This window comes from Rhizobium sp. P2_G2 (assembly GCF_056403555.1).
This window is the reverse complement of the sequence record NZ_JBFUFF010000040.1, coordinates 1-21,724: the sequence shown is the minus strand read 5'-3', so window position 1 is coordinate 21,724 and position 21,724 is coordinate 1. Positions and strand designations below refer to the sequence as shown.

At 61.3% G+C, this 21,724-nt stretch carries 19 protein-coding genes; 7 read left to right on the top strand and 12 right to left on the bottom strand.

Annotated elements, in window-relative coordinates:
- Positions 1-18 precede the first annotated feature (18 nt).
- The 3 genes from AC1D06_RS24215 to AC1D06_RS24205 all read left to right on the top strand — a co-directional run bounded on the left by AC1D06_RS24215 (position 19) and on the right by AC1D06_RS24205 (position 4,386).
- Positions 19-723: a haloacid dehalogenase type II gene (locus AC1D06_RS24215; RefSeq protein WP_477988357.1), complete on the top strand. Its 705-nt coding sequence runs from the start codon at positions 19-21 to the stop codon at positions 721-723.
- A gap of 213 nt (positions 724-936) precedes the next feature.
- Positions 937-3,237 (top strand): sensor histidine kinase, encoded by a 2,301-nt coding sequence (locus AC1D06_RS24210; RefSeq protein ID WP_477874428.1) that lies wholly within the window; start codon positions 937-939, stop codon positions 3,235-3,237.
- 186 nt (positions 3,238-3,423) lie between these two features.
- The gene (locus AC1D06_RS24205) at positions 3,424-4,386 is read left to right on the top strand and encodes a calcium-binding protein (protein WP_477874426.1); all 963 of its coding nucleotides are present in this window, start codon (positions 3,424-3,426) and stop codon (positions 4,384-4,386) included.
- Here AC1D06_RS24205 and AC1D06_RS24200 read toward each other — a convergent pair whose 3' ends face one another.
- The 12 genes from AC1D06_RS24200 to AC1D06_RS24145 form a co-directional block, all read right to left on the bottom strand.
- Positions 4,387-7,338: a bifunctional [glutamine synthetase] adenylyltransferase/[glutamine synthetase]-adenylyl-L-tyrosine phosphorylase gene (locus AC1D06_RS24200; protein ID WP_477988356.1), complete on the bottom strand. Its 2,952-nt coding sequence runs from the start codon at positions 7,336-7,338 to the stop codon at positions 4,387-4,389.
- A 26-nt stretch (positions 7,339-7,364) separates the two neighbouring features.
- Positions 7,365-8,810 (bottom strand): sensor histidine kinase, encoded by a 1,446-nt coding sequence (locus tag AC1D06_RS24195; protein WP_477988355.1) that lies wholly within the window; start codon positions 8,808-8,810, stop codon positions 7,365-7,367.
- Positions 8,811-8,814: 4 nt separating this feature from the next.
- Positions 8,815-9,504, bottom strand: coding sequence for a response regulator transcription factor (locus AC1D06_RS24190; RefSeq protein WP_477874420.1), 690 nt, complete (start codon positions 9,502-9,504; stop codon positions 8,815-8,817).
- 80 nt (positions 9,505-9,584) lie between these two features.
- Positions 9,585-11,159 carry a Do family serine endopeptidase gene (locus AC1D06_RS24185; RefSeq protein WP_477874418.1) on the bottom strand — a complete coding sequence of 525 codons (1,575 nt, stop codon included), beginning with the start codon at positions 11,157-11,159 and terminating at the stop codon, positions 9,585-9,587.
- A 188-nt stretch (positions 11,160-11,347) separates the two neighbouring features.
- The gene (locus tag AC1D06_RS24180; RefSeq protein ID WP_477988353.1) at positions 11,348-11,800 is read right to left on the bottom strand and encodes a cytochrome c-type biogenesis protein; all 453 of its coding nucleotides are present in this window, start codon (positions 11,798-11,800) and stop codon (positions 11,348-11,350) included.
- Positions 11,797-13,812 (bottom strand): heme lyase CcmF/NrfE family subunit, encoded by a 2,016-nt coding sequence (locus AC1D06_RS24175; RefSeq protein WP_477988352.1) that lies wholly within the window; start codon positions 13,810-13,812, stop codon positions 11,797-11,799. The genes AC1D06_RS24180 and AC1D06_RS24175 overlap by 4 nt, the downstream gene beginning before the upstream one ends.
- Positions 13,809-14,261: a cytochrome c maturation protein CcmE gene (gene ccmE / locus AC1D06_RS24170; RefSeq protein WP_477988350.1), complete on the bottom strand. Its 453-nt coding sequence runs from the start codon at positions 14,259-14,261 to the stop codon at positions 13,809-13,811. The genes AC1D06_RS24175 and ccmE overlap by 4 nt, the downstream gene beginning before the upstream one ends.
- The gene (gene ccmI, locus AC1D06_RS24165; protein WP_477988349.1) at positions 14,258-15,391 is read right to left on the bottom strand and encodes a c-type cytochrome biogenesis protein CcmI; all 1,134 of its coding nucleotides are present in this window, start codon (positions 15,389-15,391) and stop codon (positions 14,258-14,260) included. The genes ccmE and ccmI overlap by 4 nt, the downstream gene beginning before the upstream one ends.
- Before the next feature lie 150 nt (positions 15,392-15,541).
- Positions 15,542-15,958 (bottom strand): hypothetical protein, encoded by a 417-nt coding sequence (locus AC1D06_RS24160; protein ID WP_477874408.1) that lies wholly within the window; start codon positions 15,956-15,958, stop codon positions 15,542-15,544.
- A gap of 180 nt (positions 15,959-16,138) precedes the next feature.
- Positions 16,139-17,590 (bottom strand): sensor histidine kinase, encoded by a 1,452-nt coding sequence (locus AC1D06_RS24155; protein ID WP_477988347.1) that lies wholly within the window; start codon positions 17,588-17,590, stop codon positions 16,139-16,141.
- Positions 17,583-18,251 carry a response regulator transcription factor gene (locus tag AC1D06_RS24150; protein ID WP_477874404.1) on the bottom strand — a complete coding sequence of 223 codons (669 nt, stop codon included), beginning with the start codon at positions 18,249-18,251 and terminating at the stop codon, positions 17,583-17,585. The genes AC1D06_RS24155 and AC1D06_RS24150 overlap by 8 nt, the downstream gene beginning before the upstream one ends.
- A gap of 96 nt (positions 18,252-18,347) precedes the next feature.
- Positions 18,348-18,776, bottom strand: coding sequence for a hypothetical protein (locus tag AC1D06_RS24145; protein WP_477988345.1), 429 nt, complete (start codon positions 18,774-18,776; stop codon positions 18,348-18,350).
- Positions 18,777-19,035: 259 nt separating this feature from the next.
- On the opposite strand from AC1D06_RS24145, the gene AC1D06_RS24140 reads away from it, so the two are divergent.
- The 4 genes from AC1D06_RS24140 to AC1D06_RS24125 all read left to right on the top strand — a co-directional run.
- Entirely contained in the window at positions 19,036-19,917 is an 882-nt protein-coding gene (locus AC1D06_RS24140; RefSeq protein WP_477874400.1) for a LysR family transcriptional regulator, read from the top strand.
- A 155-nt stretch (positions 19,918-20,072) separates the two neighbouring features.
- Positions 20,073-20,315: a hypothetical protein gene (locus AC1D06_RS24135; RefSeq protein ID WP_477874398.1), complete on the top strand. Its 243-nt coding sequence runs from the start codon at positions 20,073-20,075 to the stop codon at positions 20,313-20,315.
- A gap of 284 nt (positions 20,316-20,599) precedes the next feature.
- Positions 20,600-21,436 carry an AraC family transcriptional regulator gene (locus AC1D06_RS24130; protein WP_477988344.1) on the top strand — a complete coding sequence of 279 codons (837 nt, stop codon included), beginning with the start codon at positions 20,600-20,602 and terminating at the stop codon, positions 21,434-21,436.
- A gap of 21 nt (positions 21,437-21,457) precedes the next feature.
- The coding region (locus AC1D06_RS24125; RefSeq protein ID WP_477988342.1) for a hypothetical protein at positions 21,458-21,724 on the top strand (267 nt) is incomplete at its 3' end.

The following is a 21,724-nucleotide window of genomic DNA, read 5'->3' as shown; positions in this document are numbered from 1 at the left end:
CGTGAGAGGTGATCGCCGATGGAGTTTCCCGGTTCGAAACCTGAATGGCTGACATTCGACTGCTATGGAACCCTCATCCAGTGGGATGAGGGCCTGCTTGCCGCCGTCAATGCCATYCTGGCGAAATATCCCGGTCACGCGGTGGACGCCGCGACGCTGATCCATGTTTACGACAAATATGAGCATCAGCTGGAATCGGAGAAGCCGCACCGCTCATTCAAATCGGTGGCCGCGGCAGGCTTGCAATCGGCATTGGTGGAGCTTGGGCTGCCGGGCCGTGCCGATGACGCCAGAGTGCTGACATCGGGCATTTCAAGAATGCCGCCCTTTCCCGAGGTTGTCGCCGCGCTCGCCGACCTGAAGGCCATGGGCTTCAAGCTCTGCATCGTCTCCAATACCGACGATGACGTCATCGCCGGAAATGTCGCGCAGATGGGCGGGCATATCGACCGGGTGATCACTGCGCAGCAGGCAACCTGGTACAAGCCGTCGCCGCACATCTTCGAATATGCGCATCGCGCCATCGGCGTCACCAAGGACAAGGTCATTCATATCTGCGCCAGCCCGCATCTCGATCTGGTCGCGGCCCGGGATATGGGATTCCGTTGCATCTGGATCGACCGGGGAACCGGGCGCAAGCCGCCCGCCGACTACAGTCCCGGCCGGACCTTTCCAACTCTGGACCGGGTTCCGGACTATTTCAGGTCGATCGGCTGGGGCTGACGACCGCGCCACCATGCTCGGTCCACATCGCCGGCCACTATTGTCCTGGCGCCGGCATGACTGGAGCTTGCGTTCAAAAAAATATGTGAGTCATTTGAAACCCTTAAAAAAGCGTTAAACGCGAACTCTGGACAAGGTGATTCGTCGATGATTCATTATCGTTGATTCGGGCGAGCGGCGCCTCGAATCGGCAAAAGAATCAAGGCGGAAGAGATGACGGATACGCGGCGGGGAAGCGTGACCGGCAGCCGGCTCAGGCACGGCTTTCAGGGATTGTCCGGGCTGGAACGCGGCTTTCGCGCGAAGGCGATCCGTTTCATTTCGCCCGGTGCGATGGAAATCGCGCGGGCCGAACCGCTGTTGAAGCGCTCCATACCGATCCTGATCACGCTTTTCCTGCTCGTGGTGGCGATTGCGCGTGGTTTCGGTATCTATGGCGAGACCAGCCGCATGGAACAGGCGTCCATGAGCGAAACGCATCTTACGGCCTCGGCGGTGTCCGGCCGGCTTGGCGCGCACCCGACTTTCCTCGATCATGGCAATGAACCGTCGCTCGAAGCGCTGATCCGTTCCGTTCTGCCGCAGGACGACGCCCGGCCGGACATGGCGATCCTGGTTGCCGATGCCACCGGCTTCGTCATCGCCGCTTCGGCAAACAGCGAGTTCTACAAGGGCCGTTATCTGCCGAGCATCGCGCCCGACCTCTATGCGGACCCGTCCGACACCGACCCGGTGCGCAAGCTGATGATCGCCGGAATGGAGAATTTCGTCTCCTTCATTCCGCTGGAAAGCAAAGCCGGTTTCGTGTTGACGATGAAGCCGACGACGGCGATCGCCGATCACTGGCGCGAGGAAATCTCGCTCAACGTCACCCTGTTCACCGGTATTTCGGCGATCATCCTGGTCGTTCTCTATGCTTATTACACCCAGGCCAAGCGGGCGCGGGATGCCGACGAGGTGTTTGTCGAATCCAATATGCGGGTAGAATCGGCGCTGTCGCGCGGTCGCTGCGGTCTCTGGGACTTCGACATGACCGATGGGCGGCTTTTCTGGTCGCGGTCGATGTACGAGATGCTCGGCATGGCGCCGCGCGACGGCGTGCTCTCCTTCGGCGACATGGCGCGGCTGATGCACCCAGACGACAAGTCGATCTATGCGCTGGCGCGCGGCATTGCCCGCGGCGACCTGATGCAGGTCGACCAGGTTTTCCGCATGCGTCATGCGTCGGGCCACTATGTCTGGCTGCGCGCCCGTGCGCAGATTCTCCGCTCACCGTCGCGGCGGGCGCATCTGATCGGCATCGCCATGGACGTGACCGAGCAGCACAAGCTCGCCCAGCGCTATGCCGAGGCTGACCAGCGATTGGCGGATGCCATCGAATCCACCTCCGAAGCCTTCGTGCTCTGGGACAAGAATGATCGGCTGGTGATGTGCAATTCGCACTACCAGCAAGCCTATGGTCTGCCGGACAATGCGCTGGTGCCGGGCGCGGAACGCATGATCGTCTACGCGGCCGCGTCACGGCCGGTGATCGAGCGCCGGCTCGCCGACCCCGATCCTGGCCAGCACCAGTCGCAGACGATGGAAGTGCAGCTTGCCGACGGCCGCTGGCTGCAGATCAACGAACGCCGCACCCATGACGGCGGTCTCGTCTCTGTTGGCACCGATATCACGCTGATGAAGCGCCACCAGGAGCGGCTGCGCGAGTCCGAACGCCGCCTGATGGCCACCATCGGCGATCTCTCGGCCTCTCGGATGAAACTCGAGCGGCAGAAGGCCGAGCTTTCCAGCGCCAATGCTGCCTATCAGGCGGAAAAGGAACGCGCAGAGGCCGCCAACCGCGCCAAGTCCGAATTCCTCGCCAACATGTCGCATGAGCTCAGGACACCGCTCAACGCCATCCTCGGCTTCTCCGAAATCCTGCAGAACCAGATGTTCGGGCCGCTCGGCAGCGACAAATATTTTGAATATTCCTGCGACATCCACGATAGCGGCAAGCACCTGCTCAACGTCATCAGCGACATTCTCGACATGTCGAAGATCGAAGCGGGGCATCTCAAACTGGAGAGTGAGCCGACCAATCTGGCGGTGCTGATCGAGGAAAGCCTGCGGTTCATCGCCGTGACAGCGCAGCGCAAGAACATTTCCGTCGAGCAGAAGATCATCGGCGACCTGACGCTTTCCGCCGACCGACGCGCGATGAAACAGATCCTCATCAACCTGCTCTCTAATGCGGTGAAATTCACCAATCCCGAGGGCCGGGTGATCGTCCGGGCAAAGAAGCTCTCCGACGGCATTTGCCTGACCATAGCCGATACCGGCATAGGCATCCCCAAGGCCGCCATGCACAAGATCGGCCAGCCCTTCGAGCAGGTGCAGAGCCAGTATGCCAAGAGCCAGGGCGGTTCGGGCCTCGGCCTGGCGATCTCCCGCTCGCTGACGCAGCTCCATGGCGGCGAGATGAAAATCTACTCGCGCGAGGGCAAGGGCACAATCATCGTGGTCCGGATCTGAGGACGGGTGGTGGCTGCCGATCCGAGGCTGCAGCCTGTGCCAAGGCAAGCGATGCGGGAAACCGAGCGGGATCGCTGGATTCCGGTTTACAGAACATTAGGACTCTTCATCCACATTCCAAAGTCGAGGTTTGCCAGCCGACATGCCGCTGGGCAACGCTAAACAGCCTTGATTTGAGGATGACACATGAAGCTTTTCGGGTCGAGCTATTCCGATACGCTGATCGGTACCGGGACGGATGACACGATCCTGGGCAATCGCGGCGCCGACCTGATTTACGGCGGCCAAGGGGGCAGCGACAGCATTTCAGCCGGCGCCGACAACGACCTGATCAGCGGCTTCTCCGTCAATCTCAGCAATCTCCGCGCCTCACCTGCCCGCGGCAGCTCGATCGATGGCGGCAGCGATTTCGACACGCTGATCGTCGACATCACGCCGGCCACCCGGATTTCGATGCTGCAGTCCGCGACCAATGTGATGAAGGTCTCAGGTGTCGAGGAAATCATCTACTCTGTCGGATCGACAAGTGACAAGCAGCAGATCGCCGGCACTAACAATATGGAAACGATCTGCAGCAGTGGCACGGCCAATGTCCACGGCATGAGCGGCGATGACTATATCTTTTCGCAGGACGGCAACGACACGCTGTCCGGCGACAACGGCAACGACTATCTCAGCGCCGGCGCCGGCTACAACACCGTCAGCGGCGGCAATGGCGCCGACGTGTTCGCCTTCCATTTCCAGGGCGCGTATCAATATACCGAGGTGACCGACTTCAACGCTCATCAGGACAAGATCGCCATCATCATCCGCTCGGACCAGTACGCGACCTTTCTCGACGTCGAGGATACGTTTGCACGCGCGCCGGACAATGCCTATGGCGACGGGGTTCAGGGTAGCGGCAGTGCGATCAACGATTATGTCTCCTACGACAGCGGTCGCTTCTTCAGTCGCAGTGATTTCGATCAGGCAGACAAGAACAACAAATACGGGCGTTTTGTCACCTATGACCACTCGACCGGTTCTGTGCTCATGGACGTCTACAGCAGAGATGAAAACAACGCCCTGCACGAGCACCAGGTTTTGCTCGCGCATATCGACGGCGCGCCGAAACTGACCATGGATCAGTTCGAATTCCTCGTGATGTGATCAGCGCGAGACGGTCGACCTGAAAATCCTCCGCACAGCCTCGGAGCAGCGCTTGATCTCGCCTTCGAGGACGACGAGGTCCGGCAGGTCAGTGATCCGGCAGAGCAGTTCATTCAGGCCTTCCGGCGCGTCCTCGGGATCGAAGGGACCGTCGATGCAGAGCCGTGCCACCTGGGCAATGCTTGAATAGAGCTCAAGTGCGCACAGCACAGTGTCGAGATCAGCAGAGTCCAGGAATTCCGGACCGAGACGTTTTAACGTCGCTTCGGTGTTGGCATCATGGCCGGCGGCGTCGAATCCCTTGAGTGGGGCGAGAAGCGATATGTGCTGGGCGATGAATTCGATATCGACCAATCCCCCATGGATCAGCTTGACGTCCCAGATATTTTTCGGGGGCTTTTCCTTGTCGATCATGTCGCGCATCTCGGCGACGTCGCGGGCGACCTTCTTCGGCTCGCGCACCTGGTCTAGCACCGCGGCGATGATTGTCTCCGCCTCGCCGGCAAACCCCTCGTCACCGGCGACAGCGCGAGCCCGGGTCAGCGCCATGTGCTCCCAGGTCCAGGCCTCCTCGAACTGATATTTGCGGAAAGTGCGCAGCCGCGTGGCGACCGGCCCCTTGTTGCCAGAGGGCCTGAGCCGCATGTCGACTTCATAAAGCACGCCTTCGGCCGTCGGCGCGGAGAGCGCTGCGATCAAGCGCTGCGTCATGCGGGAGAAATAGCGATTGGCGTCGATCGGCTTCGGACCATCCGATTCCAGCGCCTCGTCATCATAGTCGTAGAGCAGGATCAGATCGACATCCGAGCCTGCGGTCATTTCGCGGCTGCCGAGCTTGCCCATGCCGATCACGGCGACGACGACGCCGGGATATTTGCCGTGCACCGCTTCTAGTTCGGAGCGGACGGCGGCGAGCGCTTCGACGATGACGAGATCGGCGAGATCGGTGAAGGCGCGAGCCGCGTCACGACCTTCGATCACCGCTGTCAGCAGGCGGATGCCGATCAGGAATTTCTGCTCGAAGGCGAAGATGCGCAACCGGTCAAGCTTGTCCTCGAAATGGGTGGCGCTTTCTAGGAAGGTGGTGAGCCGCTCCTCGAGATATCCGCGGGTCGGCAGTTCGGAAATCAGCGCCGGGTCGAGCATGCCGTCGAAGACATGCGGCTTGGCGGAAATGATCTCTGCCAGTTTCGGCGCCGCCGACATGATGGTGACGAGCAGAGAAAGCAGAGACGGGTTGGAGGAAAGCAGCGAAAACAGCTGAATGCCGGCCGGCAAGCCCGCGATGAAGCGGTCGAAGGCAAGCAGCGCCTCGTCCGCTCTACGGCTTTGGCCGAAGATACGCAGCAGTTCCGGCATGAGTTCGGTCAGCCGCTCGCGCGCTTCGACCGATTGGGTGGCGCGATAGCGGCCATAGTGCCAGCCGCGAATGACCCGGGACATATCGGAGGGGCGCTGAAAGCCAAGGCGAGCAAGCGTTTCCAGCGTGTCGGGGTCGTCCTTCTGGCCGGTGAAGACGAGATTTCCGGTGTCCGACGAGAGCTTGCTTTCCTGTTCGAACAGCCGCGCATAACGCCGTTCCACGGTCTTCAGCGTCGACGTCAGCCGCTGCGAGAAGGACGCCGTATCGGCGAAGCCGAGCATGAAGGCGATGCGCTTCAATTCGGCTTCCGTGGCCGGCAGGCTGTGCGTCTGCTCGTCATTGACCATCTGGATGCGATGCTCGACGGAACGCAGGAACCAATAGGCCTCGGTCAGCTCGATCCGCGTCGTCTTGTCGATCCATTTCGCATCTTCCAATTCCACCAGCGCAATTTCGGTGCTCTTGGTCCTGAGCTCCGGCATGCGGCCACCGGCAATCAATTGCTGCGTCTGGACGAAGAATTCGATCTCGCGGATGCCGCCGCGGCCGAGTTTGACGTTATGGCCCTTCACGGCGATCTCGCCATGCCCTTTGTGAACGTGGATCTGCCGCTTGATCGAGTGGATGTCAGCGATCGCGGCATAGTCGAGATATTTGCGGAAGACGAAAGGGACGAGCTCGCGCAAAAACTGTTCACCGGCCACAAGGTCGCCGGCGATCGGCCGCGCCTTGATGAAGGCGGCACGCTCCCAGTTCTGTCCCCTGCCCTCATAATAGATCATCGCCGCCTCGACGGGGATGGCGAGTGGGGTGGAGCCGGGGTCCGGCCTGAGGCGCAGATCAGTGCGGAAAACGTAGCCATCGCCGGTACGGTCCTGCATGATACGGATGAAGCGGCGAAGGATACGGGCAAAGGTTTCCGTTCCGTCCTCGGGGTCGATGAGAATCTCGGCGTCCGGCTCATAGAACACGACGACATCGATGTCGGAAGAATAATTGAGTTCGCGGCCGCCCAGCTTACCCATGCCAAGCACGATCAATCCGGAGCCTTGCGACGGTTGCGACTCGTCCTTGAGCACGAGCTTGCCGCCGTGATGGGCGGCGAGCAGCAAATGGTCGATCGCGGCAGCGACGCTTGCCTCGGCGAGATCGGTCAACCAACGGGTGGCTTCCGAACCGTCGATCAACTGGCTGAGGTCGCCGAGCGCGATCAGGAAGGCGGCCCGACGCTTGGCCTTACGCAACAGCGTCATCAGCTCGGCTTCGCTCGCCGCGGTCCAACTGGCCCGGACATGATTGATAACGTCACCGAGGAGCGTGCGCAGATCGCTCTGCAGCGCCTCGGCGAGCAGCGGCGGACTGATACGGGCGATATCGCGGATGAAGGGCGACAGAGTGAAAGCGGCGGTGACAAAATCCTTCATCGGACCGCCGTCGGCAAGCAGCGCGGCGATCACTGGCTCCGTCTTCGCCCAATCCTTGAGATCGGCGTTGACGGACTTGATTTCCGACGCGTTCAGCGGCCTGATCGGGCTCTCCTCGAGGTCTGCGAGCCGGGCGGCCTGTTGTCTGTCAGCCTGTTCCGCCATCTGTCCTCCTCCAGCCTAAGTCTACCTTACGGCTTTTCCTGCGGGAAAAGCATATCGACGGCAAGACCTCGATTTTCGCTTTGCTCCGGCTCGGTGGCGCGAAGCTCGATACGTCCGCCATGCAGTTCCATGACGGCGGCGACCAGAGCCAGGCCGAGGCCGGTGCCTGGTTTGGACCGGCTCTTGTCCAGCCGATAGAAGCGCTTGACGACGTCCTCGTACTTGTCGTCCGGCACGCCCGACCCGTGGTCGGCAACGGTGAGACGGATTTGCGTATCGGTCTTGGCGACGGAAATTTCAATGACGGGGTTGCCGGGATTTTCCCCATATTTGATCGCATTGTCGAGCAGGTTGAAGATCGCCTGGCCGACGAGTTCGCGATTTCCGCGGATCACCACGTCGGGTTCGATGGCAAGGCGCAGCTCGAGCCCTTCCTCCTCGGCGACCGGTTCGTAAAGCTCCGCAAATTCAGCGACGATCGCCGACAGGTCGAGGTCGGACATTTCCGCCGCAGCCGAGCCCGCCTCGACGCGCGAGATCATCAGCAGCGCGTTGAAGGTACGGATCAACTGGTCGGACTCGGAAATCACCTCTTCCAAGGCGCCGCGATATTCATGGGCATCGCGATCGCCGCCGAGCGCGTTCTCCGCCTTGTTGCGCAGTCGCGTCAGCGGGGTCTTGAGATCGTGGGCAATGTTGTCGGAGACCTGCCGCAGCCCTTCATTCAGGCGCTCCATGCGCGCCAGCATGGCGTTGAGCGACACGGCAAGCCGATCGAACTCGTCGCCGGCGCCGGTGATCGGCAGGCGTTCGGAAAGATCACCATCCATGATCTTCTGCGCTGCGACTGACGTGCGATCGATGCGGCGCAGCGCGTTGCGGCCGATCGCAAACCAGATGATCAGCGCACCAACGCCCATGACGCCGAGCGCCAGCATCAGCGCCTGGCGGACCAAGAGCCGCGCGTTCTCCGGCTCGCCGACATCGCGGCCGACGAGAATCCGGATGCCGTTCTCGAAGATGAAGACATGCGCGATCGCCGCATGTTTGCCGCCGCGTTTGCTCTCGCCAAAGCGCTCATAGAGAAAGGGGCGGTCCGTCCAACCCTCCTCGTCGAGTACACCGGGCTGAAGGGCTGCGACGTTGCCGGCAAGGATTTCGCCATTCGGGCCGGCAATGACATAGAGGTTGGCGCCCGGCTGGTGTGCGCGGCGCTCGAGCAGGTTGACGAGCGACGCCAGCCCACCTTGCGAATAGACGCTGTCGAGGTCGTCGATCTCGTCGGAGATCGAGGCCTTCATCCGCGCCTGCAGTTCGGACTCGGATATCGAGGTGACGTAGAAGACGAGCAGCGCCGCGCAGGCGGAGAATAACAACAGATAGACGGCGGACAGGCGGACGGCCGTGTTCTTGTAAAGCGTCTGGATACGGGAACTGAGAAGCCTGGTGTTGATCCAGCTCAGGACCGCCATCGGATCACGCGTCGTCCTTGATCATATAACCTGCGCCACGAATGGTCCTGAGCAGCGGCTTGTCGAAATCCTTCTCGATCTTGGAGCGCAACCGCGACACATGCACGTCGATGACATTGGTTTGCGGGTCGAAATGATAATCCCAGACATTTTCGAGCAACATGGTGCGGGTGACCACCTGGCCGGCATTCTTCATCAGATATTCGAGCAGGCGGTATTCGCGCGGCTGCAGCAGGATTTCCTTGCCGCTGCGGCGGACGTCATGCGACAGGCGGTCGAGTTCGAGATCGCCGACCTTGTAAACCATGTCCTGCTCGGGCATGCCACGACGGCGACCGAGCACTTCGACGCGGGCGAGCAATTCCGTGAACGAATAAGGCTTGGGCAGATAGTCGTCGCCGCCGGCGCGCAGGCCCGTGACGCGGTCGTCGACCTGGCCGAGTGCGGAAAGGATCAGCACCGGCGTGTTCACATTCTTCTTGCGCAGTTCGATGATCACCGACAGGCCGTCGCGACGCGGCAGCATGCGGTCGACGATCAGCACGTCGTAACTGTTCTCGGATGCCATGAAGAGCCCGCTCTCGCCGTCGCTCGCATGGTCCACCGTATGGCCGGCCTCGCGAAATGCCTTCACGAGATAGCTCGCGGCATCGAGATCGTCTTCGATGATGAGAATCTTCATGGACTGCAGCATAGGCGAGAACACATCCCTTCGGAAAGCCCCCTCCCGCTGAGGGAGAGGGCCTTGATTTTCATAGGTTTGTGAGCGGTCGGTCAGCCGATCGGGAGTGCCACGAAGCGGTTGCCGGTCTGGTCTTCAAGCTGGAAGAGCGCCTTCTTGCGGCCATCCTTCCTGGCGGCCTGGACCAGGCGCTGGATATCGCGGGCAGAATTCACATCCTGATTGTTGACGGAGGTGATCTTCTGGCCGGGCTTGACGCCCTTGTCGGCGGCATCCGAGTTCGGGTCGACGCTGGTCACCTGCACACCGTGGCCGTCATCGCTCGGCTGAACTTCGAGGCCAAGCTGGTCGAGCGTCTTGGCCACCTGCGAGTCATCCGGCTGTTGCGACTGCTGCTGGTCATCCGGCGCGTTCTGGCCCGACTGTGCGTCGGCCATCTGGTTCTCATCCGGCAGAGTGCCGAGCGTCAGCTTGACGTTCATCGACTTGCCGCCGCGCCAGAGGGTGACATCGACGGTCTTGCCGGGATCCATCGAGCCGATCATGCGGGCCAGCTCCTTCGGGCCCTTGACGGCTTGGCCATCGACGGAAGTGATAACGTCGCCGACCTTGATGCCGGCCTTCTCGCCCGGAGAACCAGCCTGCGGCTCGTTGACCAGCGCGCCGGTTGCTTCCGGCAGGCCGAGCGAATCGGCGACATCCTGGGTCACGGGCTCTATCTTGACGCCGAGCCAACCGCGATGGATGTCACCGCCCTTCATCAGCTTGGCAACCACGTCCTTGGCGACGGAAGCGGGAATGGCGAAGGCGATACCGGCATTGGCGCCGTTCGGTGAGAAGATCGCAGTGTTGATGCCGATCACTTCGCCGTTCAGATTAAAGCTCGGACCACCGGAATTGCCGCGGTTCACGGCCGCGTCGACCTGGATATAGTCATCATAGGCGCCACCGAGATCACGGCTGCGGGCAGAGACGATACCGGCCGTCACAGTGCCGCCGAGGCCAAACGGATTGCCGACCGCGACCACCCAGTCGCCGACCCTGACCTTGCTGTCATCGGCCCACTGCACATAGGTGAACTTGCGATTGGTATTGACCTTCAGCACGGCGAGGTCGGTGCGCGGGTCGTGGCCGATCAGCTTGGCGTCGAGCTCGGTGCCGTCGGAGAGCAGCACTGTATAGGCAGCACCACCTTCGACGACGTGGTTGTTGGTCACCAGATAGCCGTCTTCGGAGATGAAGAAGCCGGAGCCCTGTGAGGTCGGACGAAGGCGCGGCTTGCCGTTGCTGCCGAATTTCTTCCAGTGGTCATCATCGCCTTGCTGGCCCTGCTGGTTCTGGCCGAATTCCTTGAAGAAACGCTTGAAAGGATGGTTATCCGGCAGCTGATTGAAGTCGGGATTGCCGAAGAAACCATCTTCATCGTCATTCGAAGCCGGTGTGGCGCGCGAGGAAACTCGGACCGAAACGACGGCAGGCGTCACGGCGCTGACGACATCGGCGAAGCTCGGAACCTGGTTGGCCTGCTTGACTTCGACGGGGGCGGCAAAGGCAGAGATCATCATCTGCGGCGCACCGGTGGCAACCACCGCGGCGGCAACGCCGGCGATCGTGCCGGCCTTGAGGATCGATATCAACGACTTGCGCGAGGCAATCTTACCGGTCATTTTCACTTCCCTTCCATTGGAACTTTGTGCAGTCAAGAACCGCGTCTGGATGGAAAAGTTCTAAAATGTCGCACCTTGCGGCATCCTTTCCGGGACATGAATTTTTCGTAATGTGCTGAAATACGCATGTCTCCCGAAAGTGGCCACCGGTTTCGGGATAAAGACATGCGAAACGAAGCGCTTGCCAGCTATTGCTTCAGGATGGCGTCGAGCTTTTCCTGCTCTTCTTTCGAGAGTGCTGCGACAGACACTGTTCGCCGGCGTTTGCTCAATTGAATCACGATGATCACCCCGCCTACCAAGGCGAGGAAGACCGGCATGCCCCAGAGCAGCAGCGTATGTTCGCTGAGCCGCGGCTTGAGCAGCACGAATTCACCATAACGTGAAACCAGATAATCGAGGACCTGCTGATCGGTGTCGCCATCCTTGAGGCGCTGGCGGACGAGCAGCCGGAGATCACGGGCGAGATCGGCATTCGAATCATCGATCGACTGATTCTGGCAGACCATGCAGCGCAATTGCGCCGACAAAGCCCGCGCCCGCACCTCGAGCGCCGGATCGGCGAGCACCTCATCCGGATTGACGGCGTAGGCCGGCAGGCTTGCAAGCAACAGGAAGATGATCGCCAGCAGCGTCCTCATTCGGCCGCTCCGAAAGCGCTCGTTTCCGCAGGCACTGTCTTGGTACGCCGCGACGGCGCACCGACGCGCAGTCGGCGATCGGAGAGTGAGATGAGCCCGCCCAGCGCCATGACGATGGCGCCACCCCAGACGCAGAGAATCCATGGCTTCCACCAGATACGCACAACCAGTTTGCCATCGGCGCTCTTGTCGCCGACCGAGAGATAGAGCTGCGACAGGCCAAATGTGGTGATGCCGGCTTCCGTGGTGGCGGATTGGCGCGCGGTGTAGACGCGTTTGGCGCTTTCGGTGGTCGCCACTTCGGCATTGCCCTTCAGGATGGTGAAGACGGCGGCGTCTTCGAGATAGTTCGGCCCTTTATCCTGCACCTCGCGATCGAAGCGCACCGTATAAGCGCCGACTTCGGTCTTTTCGCCCTGCTTCATTTCGAGAATGTTCTCGATCGACCAGGAGGTGACCATCACTACGCCGAGCACGCTGACGCCCAGTCCGGCATGCGCGATCGCCGTGCCGATCGCCGAGCGCGGCAGGCCGGCGATGCGCCGCAAGCCGCCCGGGATCCCGGCTTTGGCGAAATTACCCCTGTGCCAGAGATCGGTTGCCGCACCGAAGATCAGCCAGAGGCCAGCGGCCATGCCGATGATCGCCAGCATCGGCCCGTTGCCGGCGACGCTCCAGACGATGATTGCCAGCGAAAGCGAAAGCACGAAGGCGATGCGGAGCCTGCGCGCGGCACCCGTGATGTCGCCGCGTTTCCAGGCAAGCAGAGGCCCGAATGGCATCACGATAAACAGTGGCACCATCAGCCAGCCGAAGGCGATGTTGAAGAAGGGCGGGCCAACTGAGATTTTTTCGTTGGTGAGCGATTCCAGCAGCAACGGATAAAGCGTGCCGGTCAGCACCGCGCCCGTGGCGACGACGAGGATCAGGTTGTTGACAACCAGCGAGCCCTCGCGCGAGACGGGCTGAAACAGTCCGCCGGGCGCCAATGCCATGGCGCGGAAGGCAAACAGCGAAAAAGCGCCGCCGATAAAGATCGCGAGAATGAAGAGGATGAAGATGCCGCGCGATGGATCGGATGCGAAAGAATGCACCGAGGTCAGCACACCTGAGCGCACGAGGAACGTGCCGAGCAAGGACAACGAGAAGGTCAGGATAGCGAGCAGCACCGTCCAGATCTTCAGCGCATCGCGCTTTTCCATGACCAAAGCAGAATGAAGGAGCGCAGTGCCGGCGAGCCAAGGCATGAACGAGGCATTCTCCACCGGGTCCCAGAACCACCAGCCGCCCCAGCCGAGCTCGTAATAGGCCCAGTAGGAGCCCATGGCGATGCCGCAGGTGAGGAAGATCCAGGCAAGCAGCGTCCAGGGCCGCACCCAGCGCGCCCAGGCGGCATCGATCTTGCCGTCGATCAGGGCCGCGACAGCAAAGGAAAAGCAGACGGAAAAGCCGACATAGCCGAGATAGAGCAGCGGCGGATGGATGGCGAGGCCCGGGTCCTGCAGCACCGGATTGAGATCGCGGCCCTCCGCCGGCGCCGGTATCAGCGAGGGAATGGAGGAAGAGCGCAGGAAGGGATTGGAGGTGAGCAGGATGAAGAGCAGGAAGGCAACCGCGATCCAGGCCTGCACGACCAGGACATTGGCCTTTAGGGTCTTGGGCAGGTTGCCGCCGAAGACGGCGACGAGGGCCGAAAAGAAAACCAGGATCAGCAGCCAGAGCATCATCGATCCCTCGTGATTGCCCCAGACGCCGGAGAGCTTGTAGACCAGCGGCATTTTTGAATGCGAATTCTCCCAGACGGTCACCAGAGAGAAATCCGAGCTGACATAGGCCCAGGTCAGCGCCGCATAGGAAAGACCGACCAACAGGAACGTGGTCAGCGCGCCGGTCGAGGCGAGCTCCATCAGACGGCTGTCGTTGCGCATGGCGCCCAGCGCCGGCACGGTCGCCTGCACCAGCGCCGAGATCAGCGCCAGCGCCAGTAGGAAATGGCCGAGTTCGACGATCACTTGATCACCTCCTGACCGCCCAGCTTGACGCCCTTCTGCTTCAGCCGGTCGGCGACGTCCTTGGGCATATAGGTCTCGTCATGCTTGGCAAGCACCGTGTCGGCCTTGAAAGCCGGCGGGTTGCCGCTGATCAAGCCTTCGGCAACGACGCCCTGCCCTTCGCGGAACAGGTCCGGCAGGATGCCGGTATAGGTCACGGAAACCGTGTTGATGGTGTCGGTGACCTCGAAATTCTCATGCATGCCCTGGCCACGCTTCCAGGAACCAGGCTTGACCATGCCGCCCAGCCGGATGCGCGTACCATCCGGCAGCGCCGCCTTGGCAAGATCGGAAGGCACGTAGAAATAGGCAACCGACTGGCTGAAGGCGAACATCACCAGCAGAACCGCAGCCATCAGGAAGGCAACACCGCCGCCAATCAGGGAGAGACGCTTCTGCTTGCGGGTCATTCGGTCGTCGCCTCCATCGAAACGCCCAGTTGCCTGGCAAGTGCCACGAGCGCCCTGCCATTGTCGCTGTCTGCCGGGAAGGCCTTCAGGCCACGCCTGACCGCATCCGCGGCTTTGTCCCGTTGACCGAGCACGGTATAGGAGCGGATCAGTCGCATCCAGCCTTCGAAATTGTTCGGGTCGGTCTTCAGCCGTTCGTCCAGTGTCTCGACCATGGTACGGATCATCTGCATCCGGTCCTGATCGTTCAATTGCGATGCGGCGGCGATGTCGGCGGCATCGGGATTGCCCGGCGCCTTTGCATTGGCGGTCTTTGCCGCGGTGATCTGATCGATCTGCGCCTTGAGGACACCCTGCCACGGCGCATCCGCGGGCGAATCCTTGGCAAGTGCAGTGAATTCGGCGAGCGCTTTGTCGAGCGCGCCACCCTGGGCATCGGCGAGCGCCACGTAGAAGCGCGAGCGCGGGTCGCTCGGATCGAGCGAAAGTGCCTTTTCGAACGCCGTGCGCGCATCCTTGCTCACGCGCCCGTCCGCGCCGGCGGTCAGAGCTTCACCGAGTGCGCCCCATAGCCCAGGATTTTCGCCAAGATATTTGATGGCATTGCGGTAGGCATTGGCGGCATCGTCGGCACGCATGCGGCGCATGTAGATCGGCGCGAGGAGCTCCCAACCCCTGCCATCGGTGGGGTTGGTAGCGAGATGGTCCTCGGTCTTGGCGATCAGGATGTTGATGTCCGGATCAGAGCTTTTCATCCGTGCGGCCAAGGGCTCGTCCGGCTCGGCGGGACTGCCCATCCTCTGATAGATGGCAAAGCCGCCGGCCGGCAGTATGAGACAGAGGAAAAGCGCAAGTATGAGCGCTGCCGGTCGCTTCAGGTCACGCGACAGCCCCTCGCCGCCGCGCTCGCTTGCGGTGATCAGGCGGCGCGCGATCTCGGCGCGCGCCTGCCGGGCCTGGTCGGCGTCGATCAGGCCGGCCATCTCGTCGCGATCGACCTCGGAAAGCTGATCGCGATAGACCTCGGCGTCGTTGGACGAGTCGGGATCGGCCTTCCGCGGCCGGAAGAGCGGTGCCGAGATCAGAAGAGCGGCAAGCACCGCCATGGCAAGAGCGACAAACCAGAACATGCCGTCCCTCTACCCAAACATTGCCCATATTCCAATGCGCGAGATCAACAATAACAGAAATTTGAGGCTATAAGCCGCATAGATTCGCCCAGAATCAGCGGAAGGAATCTGCAGAAGTGGAAACATGGATCGGTTTCCATCCCGCGCGCGTCAGAGCGGCGTCCAACTGCCATTCGCATTGCGGCAGGCGGCACCGCGCGCCATCATCGGCGCGGCACTGTTGACGCTGACCGCATGCGTATATTGGCGGCAGTTCTGCGAGCCGACCTGATATGGCGGAGCGGCGACAACTTCACCATGCGTCTCATCGCCGTCCCAGACGACCTTGTCGCCGCTCGGCGTTGCTTCGAGCGCCTTATATTCCGCCTCCAGCGCCCGCGCCTTGTCGTTCTTCGACAGCTTCAGACCAGCGATCTGCGACACGAGGCCGCCATTCAGCGCCCGGATATAGAAGGCGGAATCCGTCGGCTGGCTGTCGTCGTCCTGGCTGTCGGCGATTTGCTGGCCGGTATTGTCGAGCCTGGTCGAGCCGGATGTCGTCGCGCAGCCGGCCGCGAGCGCCGACATAAGCAGAGCTAGAGAGAGTTTAATTCGACTTGAAATGGTCGCCCCCAGGATCATCTCACAATATTGGCATTCACCGCGTCCGTGCCCGTCTTGCTGTCCGGGCATGGCAGCAATATGGCACGGAAGATTCACAGATTATATCGTCTGTTTACGTTATACAGCCTGCCCGCGCAAACAACGCTAATTAACGACCATAGGCACCACCAGTTCCGCCTTCAAGCCACCGCTTTCGGCCCGGGACAGGGAGAATGTGCCCTGATATTCTGAGATGATTTCCGAGACGATGGAGAGACCGAGGCCGGTGCCGGGCTTGCTCTCGTCGAGCCGCTTGCCGCGCTTCATGGCCTCCTTGATCTCGTCAGGCTCGAGTCCGGGGCCGTCGTCCTCGATTGTCAGCACAGCCCAGGTCTTGCGCGAGACCTCTGTGCCACGCGTGGCGGCCGGTGCCGCCGCCACCGTCAGACGGATATTACGCCTGGCGAAACGGCTGGCATTGTCGATGAGGTTGCCGATCGTCTCCTCGAGGTCCTGCGCCTCCATCGCCAGCCTGAGACCCCTGGTTTTGACCGCCAGTGAAAAGGTCTTGTCGGGGTTGAGCTTGCGCATCACGCGCACCAGCCGCTCCAGCACCGGCTCGACTTCGGTGCGGGCCAGGATGCTCTCGCGCTGGGCGGCGATGCGGGCGCGGTTGAGATAGGACTGGACCTGGCCCTGCATGATCTCCGCCTGGCTGCGGACAAGATCGCCATGCGGCGCGGCCATCTGGCTGGAATCGTTGAGCAGCACGGCGATCGGCGTCTTGAGCGAATGGGCAAGATTGCCGACCTGCATGCGGGCGCGCTCCATCACGCGCTTGTTGCTCTCGATCAGCGCGTTGACCTCATGGGCAAGCGGCTGGATTTCGCGCGGCAGGTCGTCGTCGAGCCGCTCGGCGTCGCCATTGCGGATGCGGGCAAGTGAGTTGCGGACGCGGTCCAGGGGCTGCAGGCCAAGCAGGACGATAATGATGTTGAGCACGAGCGAGCCGGCGCCGAACAGACCGAGCGCCAGGTAGAGATTGCGGTTGAATGCGGCGACATCCTCGACGACGACCCGGTGATTGCCGATCATCCGGAAGCGGACGATATGGTAGACAGGCTCCTTGTTGTTGGGCATGGTCGGGTCGATGTCATCGGCCGGCTCTTCGTCCAGGCTGATCTCGGCCTCGGCAACACGCACCTGGTTGCCGGCGCTGTCGGCGGTCGCATAATAGCGTTCGAAGCGTGAATTGAAGGGGGCCACGTCATTGGTCACGGACGGCACCGCCACGCCGAAATAGTTCGGCGACGTCAGCGGATCGGCCTTGTAGTCACCGACCGGCTGGACGATCCAATACCAGCCCGAGGCCGGCTGCTGGAAGCCGAGCTCGCTCATCTGCGGCGAGCCTGTCAGCCTGTGGCTCGAGGAATCGATCGACACCGAATTGATGGCGGAAAACAGCTGGGCGCGCAGCAGGTCGTGCAGGCTCTTTTCGGCGCCCTGCTCATAGAGGGTGGAAATCACGACGGCGATGATGACCACGCCGACCGCCGACCAGATCGTGGTATAGATGAGAATGCGGGCAGTGAGGGAGTTCAGCCGCTCTCTAAGCATTGGCAGGCGGCTGGATACGATAGCCGAGCCCGCGCACGGTCTCGATCATGTCGATGCCCATCTTCTTGCGCAGGCGGCCGACGAAGACCTCGATCGTGTTGGAATCGCGATCGAAGTCCTGGTCGTACATGTGCTCGACCAGTTCCGTGCGCGACACGACCTGGCCCATATGGTGCATGAGATAGGAAAGCAGCCGGAACTCGTGCGAAGTGAGTTTCAGCGTCGCGCCTTTGACGGTGACCTTGGAGCTCTTGGTGTCGAGCTTCACCGGGCCACAGATGATTTCGGACGTCGCGTGGCCCGCGGCGCGGCGGATCAAGGCCCTCAGACGCGCCTGCACTTCCTCGATGTGGAACGGTTTGGTAACATAGTCGTCTGCGCCGGCATCGATGCCGGCCACCTTGTCGCTCCAGCGGTCGCGCGCCGTCAGAATCAGCACAGGCATTTTCTTGCCGGCCTCGCGCCATTTCTCGAGCACGGTGATGCCGTCCATTTCCGGCAGGCCGATATCGAGGACCACGGCGTCATAGGGTTCGCAATCGCCGAGATAATGGCCTTCCTCGCCGTCGAAAGCCTGATCGACGACATAGCCTGCTTCCTTCAGCGTGTCGGTGATCTGCCGGTTGAGGTTCTGATCATCCTCGACGACTAAAATGCGCATGCCCTCTCCTCACTGCCTCTTCACACTCGTTCCGGACGTCCGCAGACGAAACCACAGTGCCAACTTTGCTGAAACTGTCCAGGATCACAAATCAGGTCAGAAATCCATCGGCACCCTGAGCCGCACCTTGCGCGGCCGGCCCTTCGCACTGATGACCAGAACAGTGACGGCACAGATCGGCTTGCCATTGCGGGCAGGCCGTACGGAAAGAAGCTCGCCGCCGGTCATCTGCAACGCCTGCTGAACCGCACGCTGACAGTTGCCACCCTGAATCCGGCCGACGGGCACGCCATCCTCGGCCTGCATGCGGCGGAGCGGGATGCCATCATCCGGCTGCATGCGACCGACCGGCAGGCCATCATCATCGGGCTGCACACGGCCGATGGGAATCCCATCGCCCTGGTGCATGCGCCGTATCGGCACGGCGTCCGGGGGCATGTCGTCGTCGTCTGGATAGTCTTGCGCGGCGGCGGATGTCACCATCAACGCCACGCCGACCAGCGACGCTATTATTCTCGTTATCATCGGTTTCACGTGTCCCGTGACAATACTTAACTTGACCCCTATTTAGCGAAACAACAATGAATGGCAAATGAATGTGGCCAAAGCTGCGGCGTTTGGCGGGTTAGCGTGTCATCGAGCCGCTTTCTGCATCATTGCCTGCAAGTGGGGCAGGCATCCGCCCTATTGACCGCTGCCATCATTCAACAGATATCAAATCGGGTCGTCGACCAATAGCAAGCAAATCATTCGACAAAATTGGACGATTTTGCCATGATCGACCATGACCCTTGACCAACTCCGCATCTTCATCGAAGTCGCCTCTGAAAGCCACATCACCCGTGCGGCCGAGCGGCTCAACATGACGCCATCGGCCGTCAGCGCCGCGATCAACGCGCTTGAGAGCCGCCACGGGGTGAAACTCTTCGATCGCGTCGGCCGCTCGATCGTGCTTAACCAGACCGGCCGGGCCTTTCTCGACGAAGCCCGAGCCGTGCTGACGCGCTCTCGCGTCGCCGAAGCGCTGCTCAACGATCTTGCCGGCCTGAAGCGCGGCGAACTTTCAATCCGGGCGAGCCAGACCGTGGGCGGCTATTGGCTGCCGCCGCGCCTGGTGCGCTATCACACCGCCTATCCCGGGATATCGCTCGATATTCATATCGGCAATACCGAGGAAGTGGCGGATGCGATCGAGGCTGGTCATTGCGAGATTGCCATCGTCGAAGGCCTGGTCGATCGGCCGGTCATCTCCTCGCGCATTGTCGACACGGACGAAATGATCATCGTCGTCGCGCCCAGCCACGTCTGGGCCACTCTTCCCCGGGATGACGTCGATCTGACGAAGACGGCCTGGGTGCTGCGCGAGCCGGGCTCCGGCACCAGGCTTGCCTTCGAGACGCTGACGCAAAGGCACGACATCGATCGCGCCGTGCTCGATATTCCGCTGGTGCTCCCCACCAACGAAGCCGTGCTGGTCGCCGTCCGCACAGGCATCGGCGCGACGCTCGCATCACGCAGTGCAGCGACCGCAGCGCTACGCGGCGGCCTGCTGGTCGAAGTAGACTGGCCAGTGCTCCCGCGCCCCTTTTATCTATTGCGTCACAAGGAGCACTATCACTCGCAGGCGGCGATGGCGTTCGAGGCGATGGCCGAGCGCGAGGCATGATCACCCGGTCCGCAGGAACATGCGACTGACGACGGCATGTATCGAGGGAAGTCGTGAAGCAGAGAGCCGAAATTTCCCCGCCTGGGCGGCGGGGCTTTGCAATTGAAAGAATTCCGAAGTATGGTTCCGCGAAAGTTTTGAGAGGGATTTCGCTGGTGTTCAAATATGCATTCCTGATCGCCCTGGTTTTGCCTGCCGGCGCCTCGGCCGCGGACTATATCGTCCATCGGCACAATGGCGGGCTGCTTTGCCATTACGAGCAGTCAGGCGAGAGATATTGCGTACAGTCGCCGCCTTTGGAAAAGCTGATCTCCGATTGCGCCCGGGGCGTCGATTGCCATCATATGCAGAGCGGCCAGCACTATAGCGTCCAGCGCCCCACCCGGCTGCTCTACTGATCAAGCTCGGCTCACGCGAGCGGAAACAGCTTCTTTGACGACGTCTCGGAGATTGCCGCACGGGTCGTCGCTGATATTATATCAGGCAGACGCGTAGTCTGCCGCGCAGGATCATTTTGCCAATTATTTGAGCAGTGACATTTTAACGCTGACGAGGATCGCGTCTGCGGCCACGAGTATTTTCCGTCCAAGAACGAAAAATCCTGACCTGAGTGCAAGAACGGTCAAGCGGCCCCTGTTTCACCGGGCTAATTCTCTCCCCGTCGGAACACGAAAGGCGGCGCATGAACATCATCGAGAAAGCTATCTGGCAGGTTGAAAGCAATCTCCGCAGGCCGATGACGCTCGACAGCATTGCCGGTTGCGCGGGCGTGACCGCGTCGTACATGACGCGCGCTTTCACCTCGGCCACGGGCCAATCGCTGATGCGCTACCAGCGGGCGCGGCGGCTTTCCGAAGCGGCGCGTGTGCTTGCGCTTGGTGTTCCCGACATCCTGAGCCTGGCACTCGATGCCGGCTATGGATCGCATGAAGCCTTCACGCGGGCGTTCCGCGAGCATTTCGGCGTGACGCCGGAAAGCGTGCGCGACGCCCGAAGCCACGAAAACCTTGACCTGACGGAGCCCCTGATCATGGACGCCACCCCCGACATCAAACTGGCCGAACCGAAAATCGAAGCTCGCAAATCCATCCTGCTCGCAGGACTGGTGCAGACCTTCGCCACGAAGGACATCGGCGGCATTCCCTCGCTTTGGGAGAAATTCAACGCCTGGCATACCCATATCCAGAACGGCGTGGAGCACGCCGCCTATGGTGCCTCGCTTTCTTATAGCGAGGAGGATGGCTGTGAATATATGTGCGGAATCGAAGTCTCCAGTGCTGCCGACCTGCCTAGGGAATTGACGTCGCGCACCATCCCGGCTGCGACCTATGCGATGTTCCGCCAGCCCGGCCACATCACACTGATCCGGCCGACCATCGCGACGATCTGGATGACCTGGCTGCCGCAATCGGCCTATGTCGCCGACGAGAAGCCGATGATCGAATATTATGGCCGATCGTTCAATCCCGCGACCGGCGAAGGCGGTTTCGAGATCTGGATGCCGGTGAAGGCGAAGTGATCTTTCCAGAGGAGCGAGGTTTTGACAGCCCTCGCTTTGTTCGATCGTTCTTCATTGCCGCAACGGCCGGTCGATCATCGCGTTGCAATGTCGACCATTGCCCGGCGCTACCCGATCACTCCGCACTTTATTCATCACGGCTGGACAAGCCGTTGCGGAGGCTGCACATTCTGCTCCGCCAGCATTCCGGAGCGTCTCATGTCCGCCTTCCCCATCTTCGATCTCGCCGCCTTCGAACAGGCTGACATGAAGCAAAAGCAGCGAATGGGCCGGGAGGTGGACCACCAC

Bases quoted from the DNA above. Each gene is read 5' to 3' on its own strand.
- AC1D06_RS24210 (WP_477874428.1), top strand. From the start codon at position 937: ATGACGGATACGCGGCGGGGAAGCGTGACCGGCAGCCGGCTCAGGCAC.
- AC1D06_RS24205 (WP_477874426.1), top strand. From the start codon at position 3,424: ATGAAGCTTTTCGGGTCGAGCTATTCCGATACGCTGATCGGTACCGGG.
- AC1D06_RS24200 (WP_477988356.1), bottom strand. From the start codon at position 7,338: ATGGCGGAACAGGCTGACAGACAACAGGCCGCCCGGCTCGCAGACCTC.
- AC1D06_RS24195 (WP_477988355.1), bottom strand. From the start codon at position 8,810: ATGGCGGTCCTGAGCTGGATCAACACCAGGCTTCTCAGTTCCCGTATC.
- AC1D06_RS24190 (WP_477874420.1), bottom strand. From the start codon at position 9,504: ATGCTGCAGTCCATGAAGATTCTCATCATCGAAGACGATCTCGATGCC.
- AC1D06_RS24185 (WP_477874418.1), bottom strand. From the start codon at position 11,159: ATGACCGGTAAGATTGCCTCGCGCAAGTCGTTGATATCGATCCTCAAG.
- AC1D06_RS24180 (WP_477988353.1), bottom strand. From the start codon at position 11,800: ATGAGGACGCTGCTGGCGATCATCTTCCTGTTGCTTGCAAGCCTGCCG.
- ccmE (WP_477988350.1), bottom strand. From the start codon at position 14,261: ATGACCCGCAAGCAGAAGCGTCTCTCCCTGATTGGCGGCGGTGTTGCC.
- ccmI (WP_477988349.1), bottom strand. From the start codon at position 15,391: ATGTTCTGGTTTGTCGCTCTTGCCATGGCGGTGCTTGCCGCTCTTCTG.
- AC1D06_RS24160 (WP_477874408.1), bottom strand. From the start codon at position 15,958: ATGTCGGCGCTCGCGGCCGGCTGCGCGACGACATCCGGCTCGACCAGG.
- AC1D06_RS24155 (WP_477988347.1), bottom strand. From the start codon at position 17,590: ATGCTTAGAGAGCGGCTGAACTCCCTCACTGCCCGCATTCTCATCTAT.
- AC1D06_RS24150 (WP_477874404.1), bottom strand. From the start codon at position 18,251: ATGCGCATTTTAGTCGTCGAGGATGATCAGAACCTCAACCGGCAGATC.
- AC1D06_RS24145 (WP_477988345.1), bottom strand. From the start codon at position 18,776: ATGATAACGAGAATAATAGCGTCGCTGGTCGGCGTGGCGTTGATGGTG.
- AC1D06_RS24140 (WP_477874400.1), top strand. From the start codon at position 19,036: ATGACCCTTGACCAACTCCGCATCTTCATCGAAGTCGCCTCTGAAAGC.
- AC1D06_RS24130 (WP_477988344.1), top strand. From the start codon at position 20,600: ATGAACATCATCGAGAAAGCTATCTGGCAGGTTGAAAGCAATCTCCGC.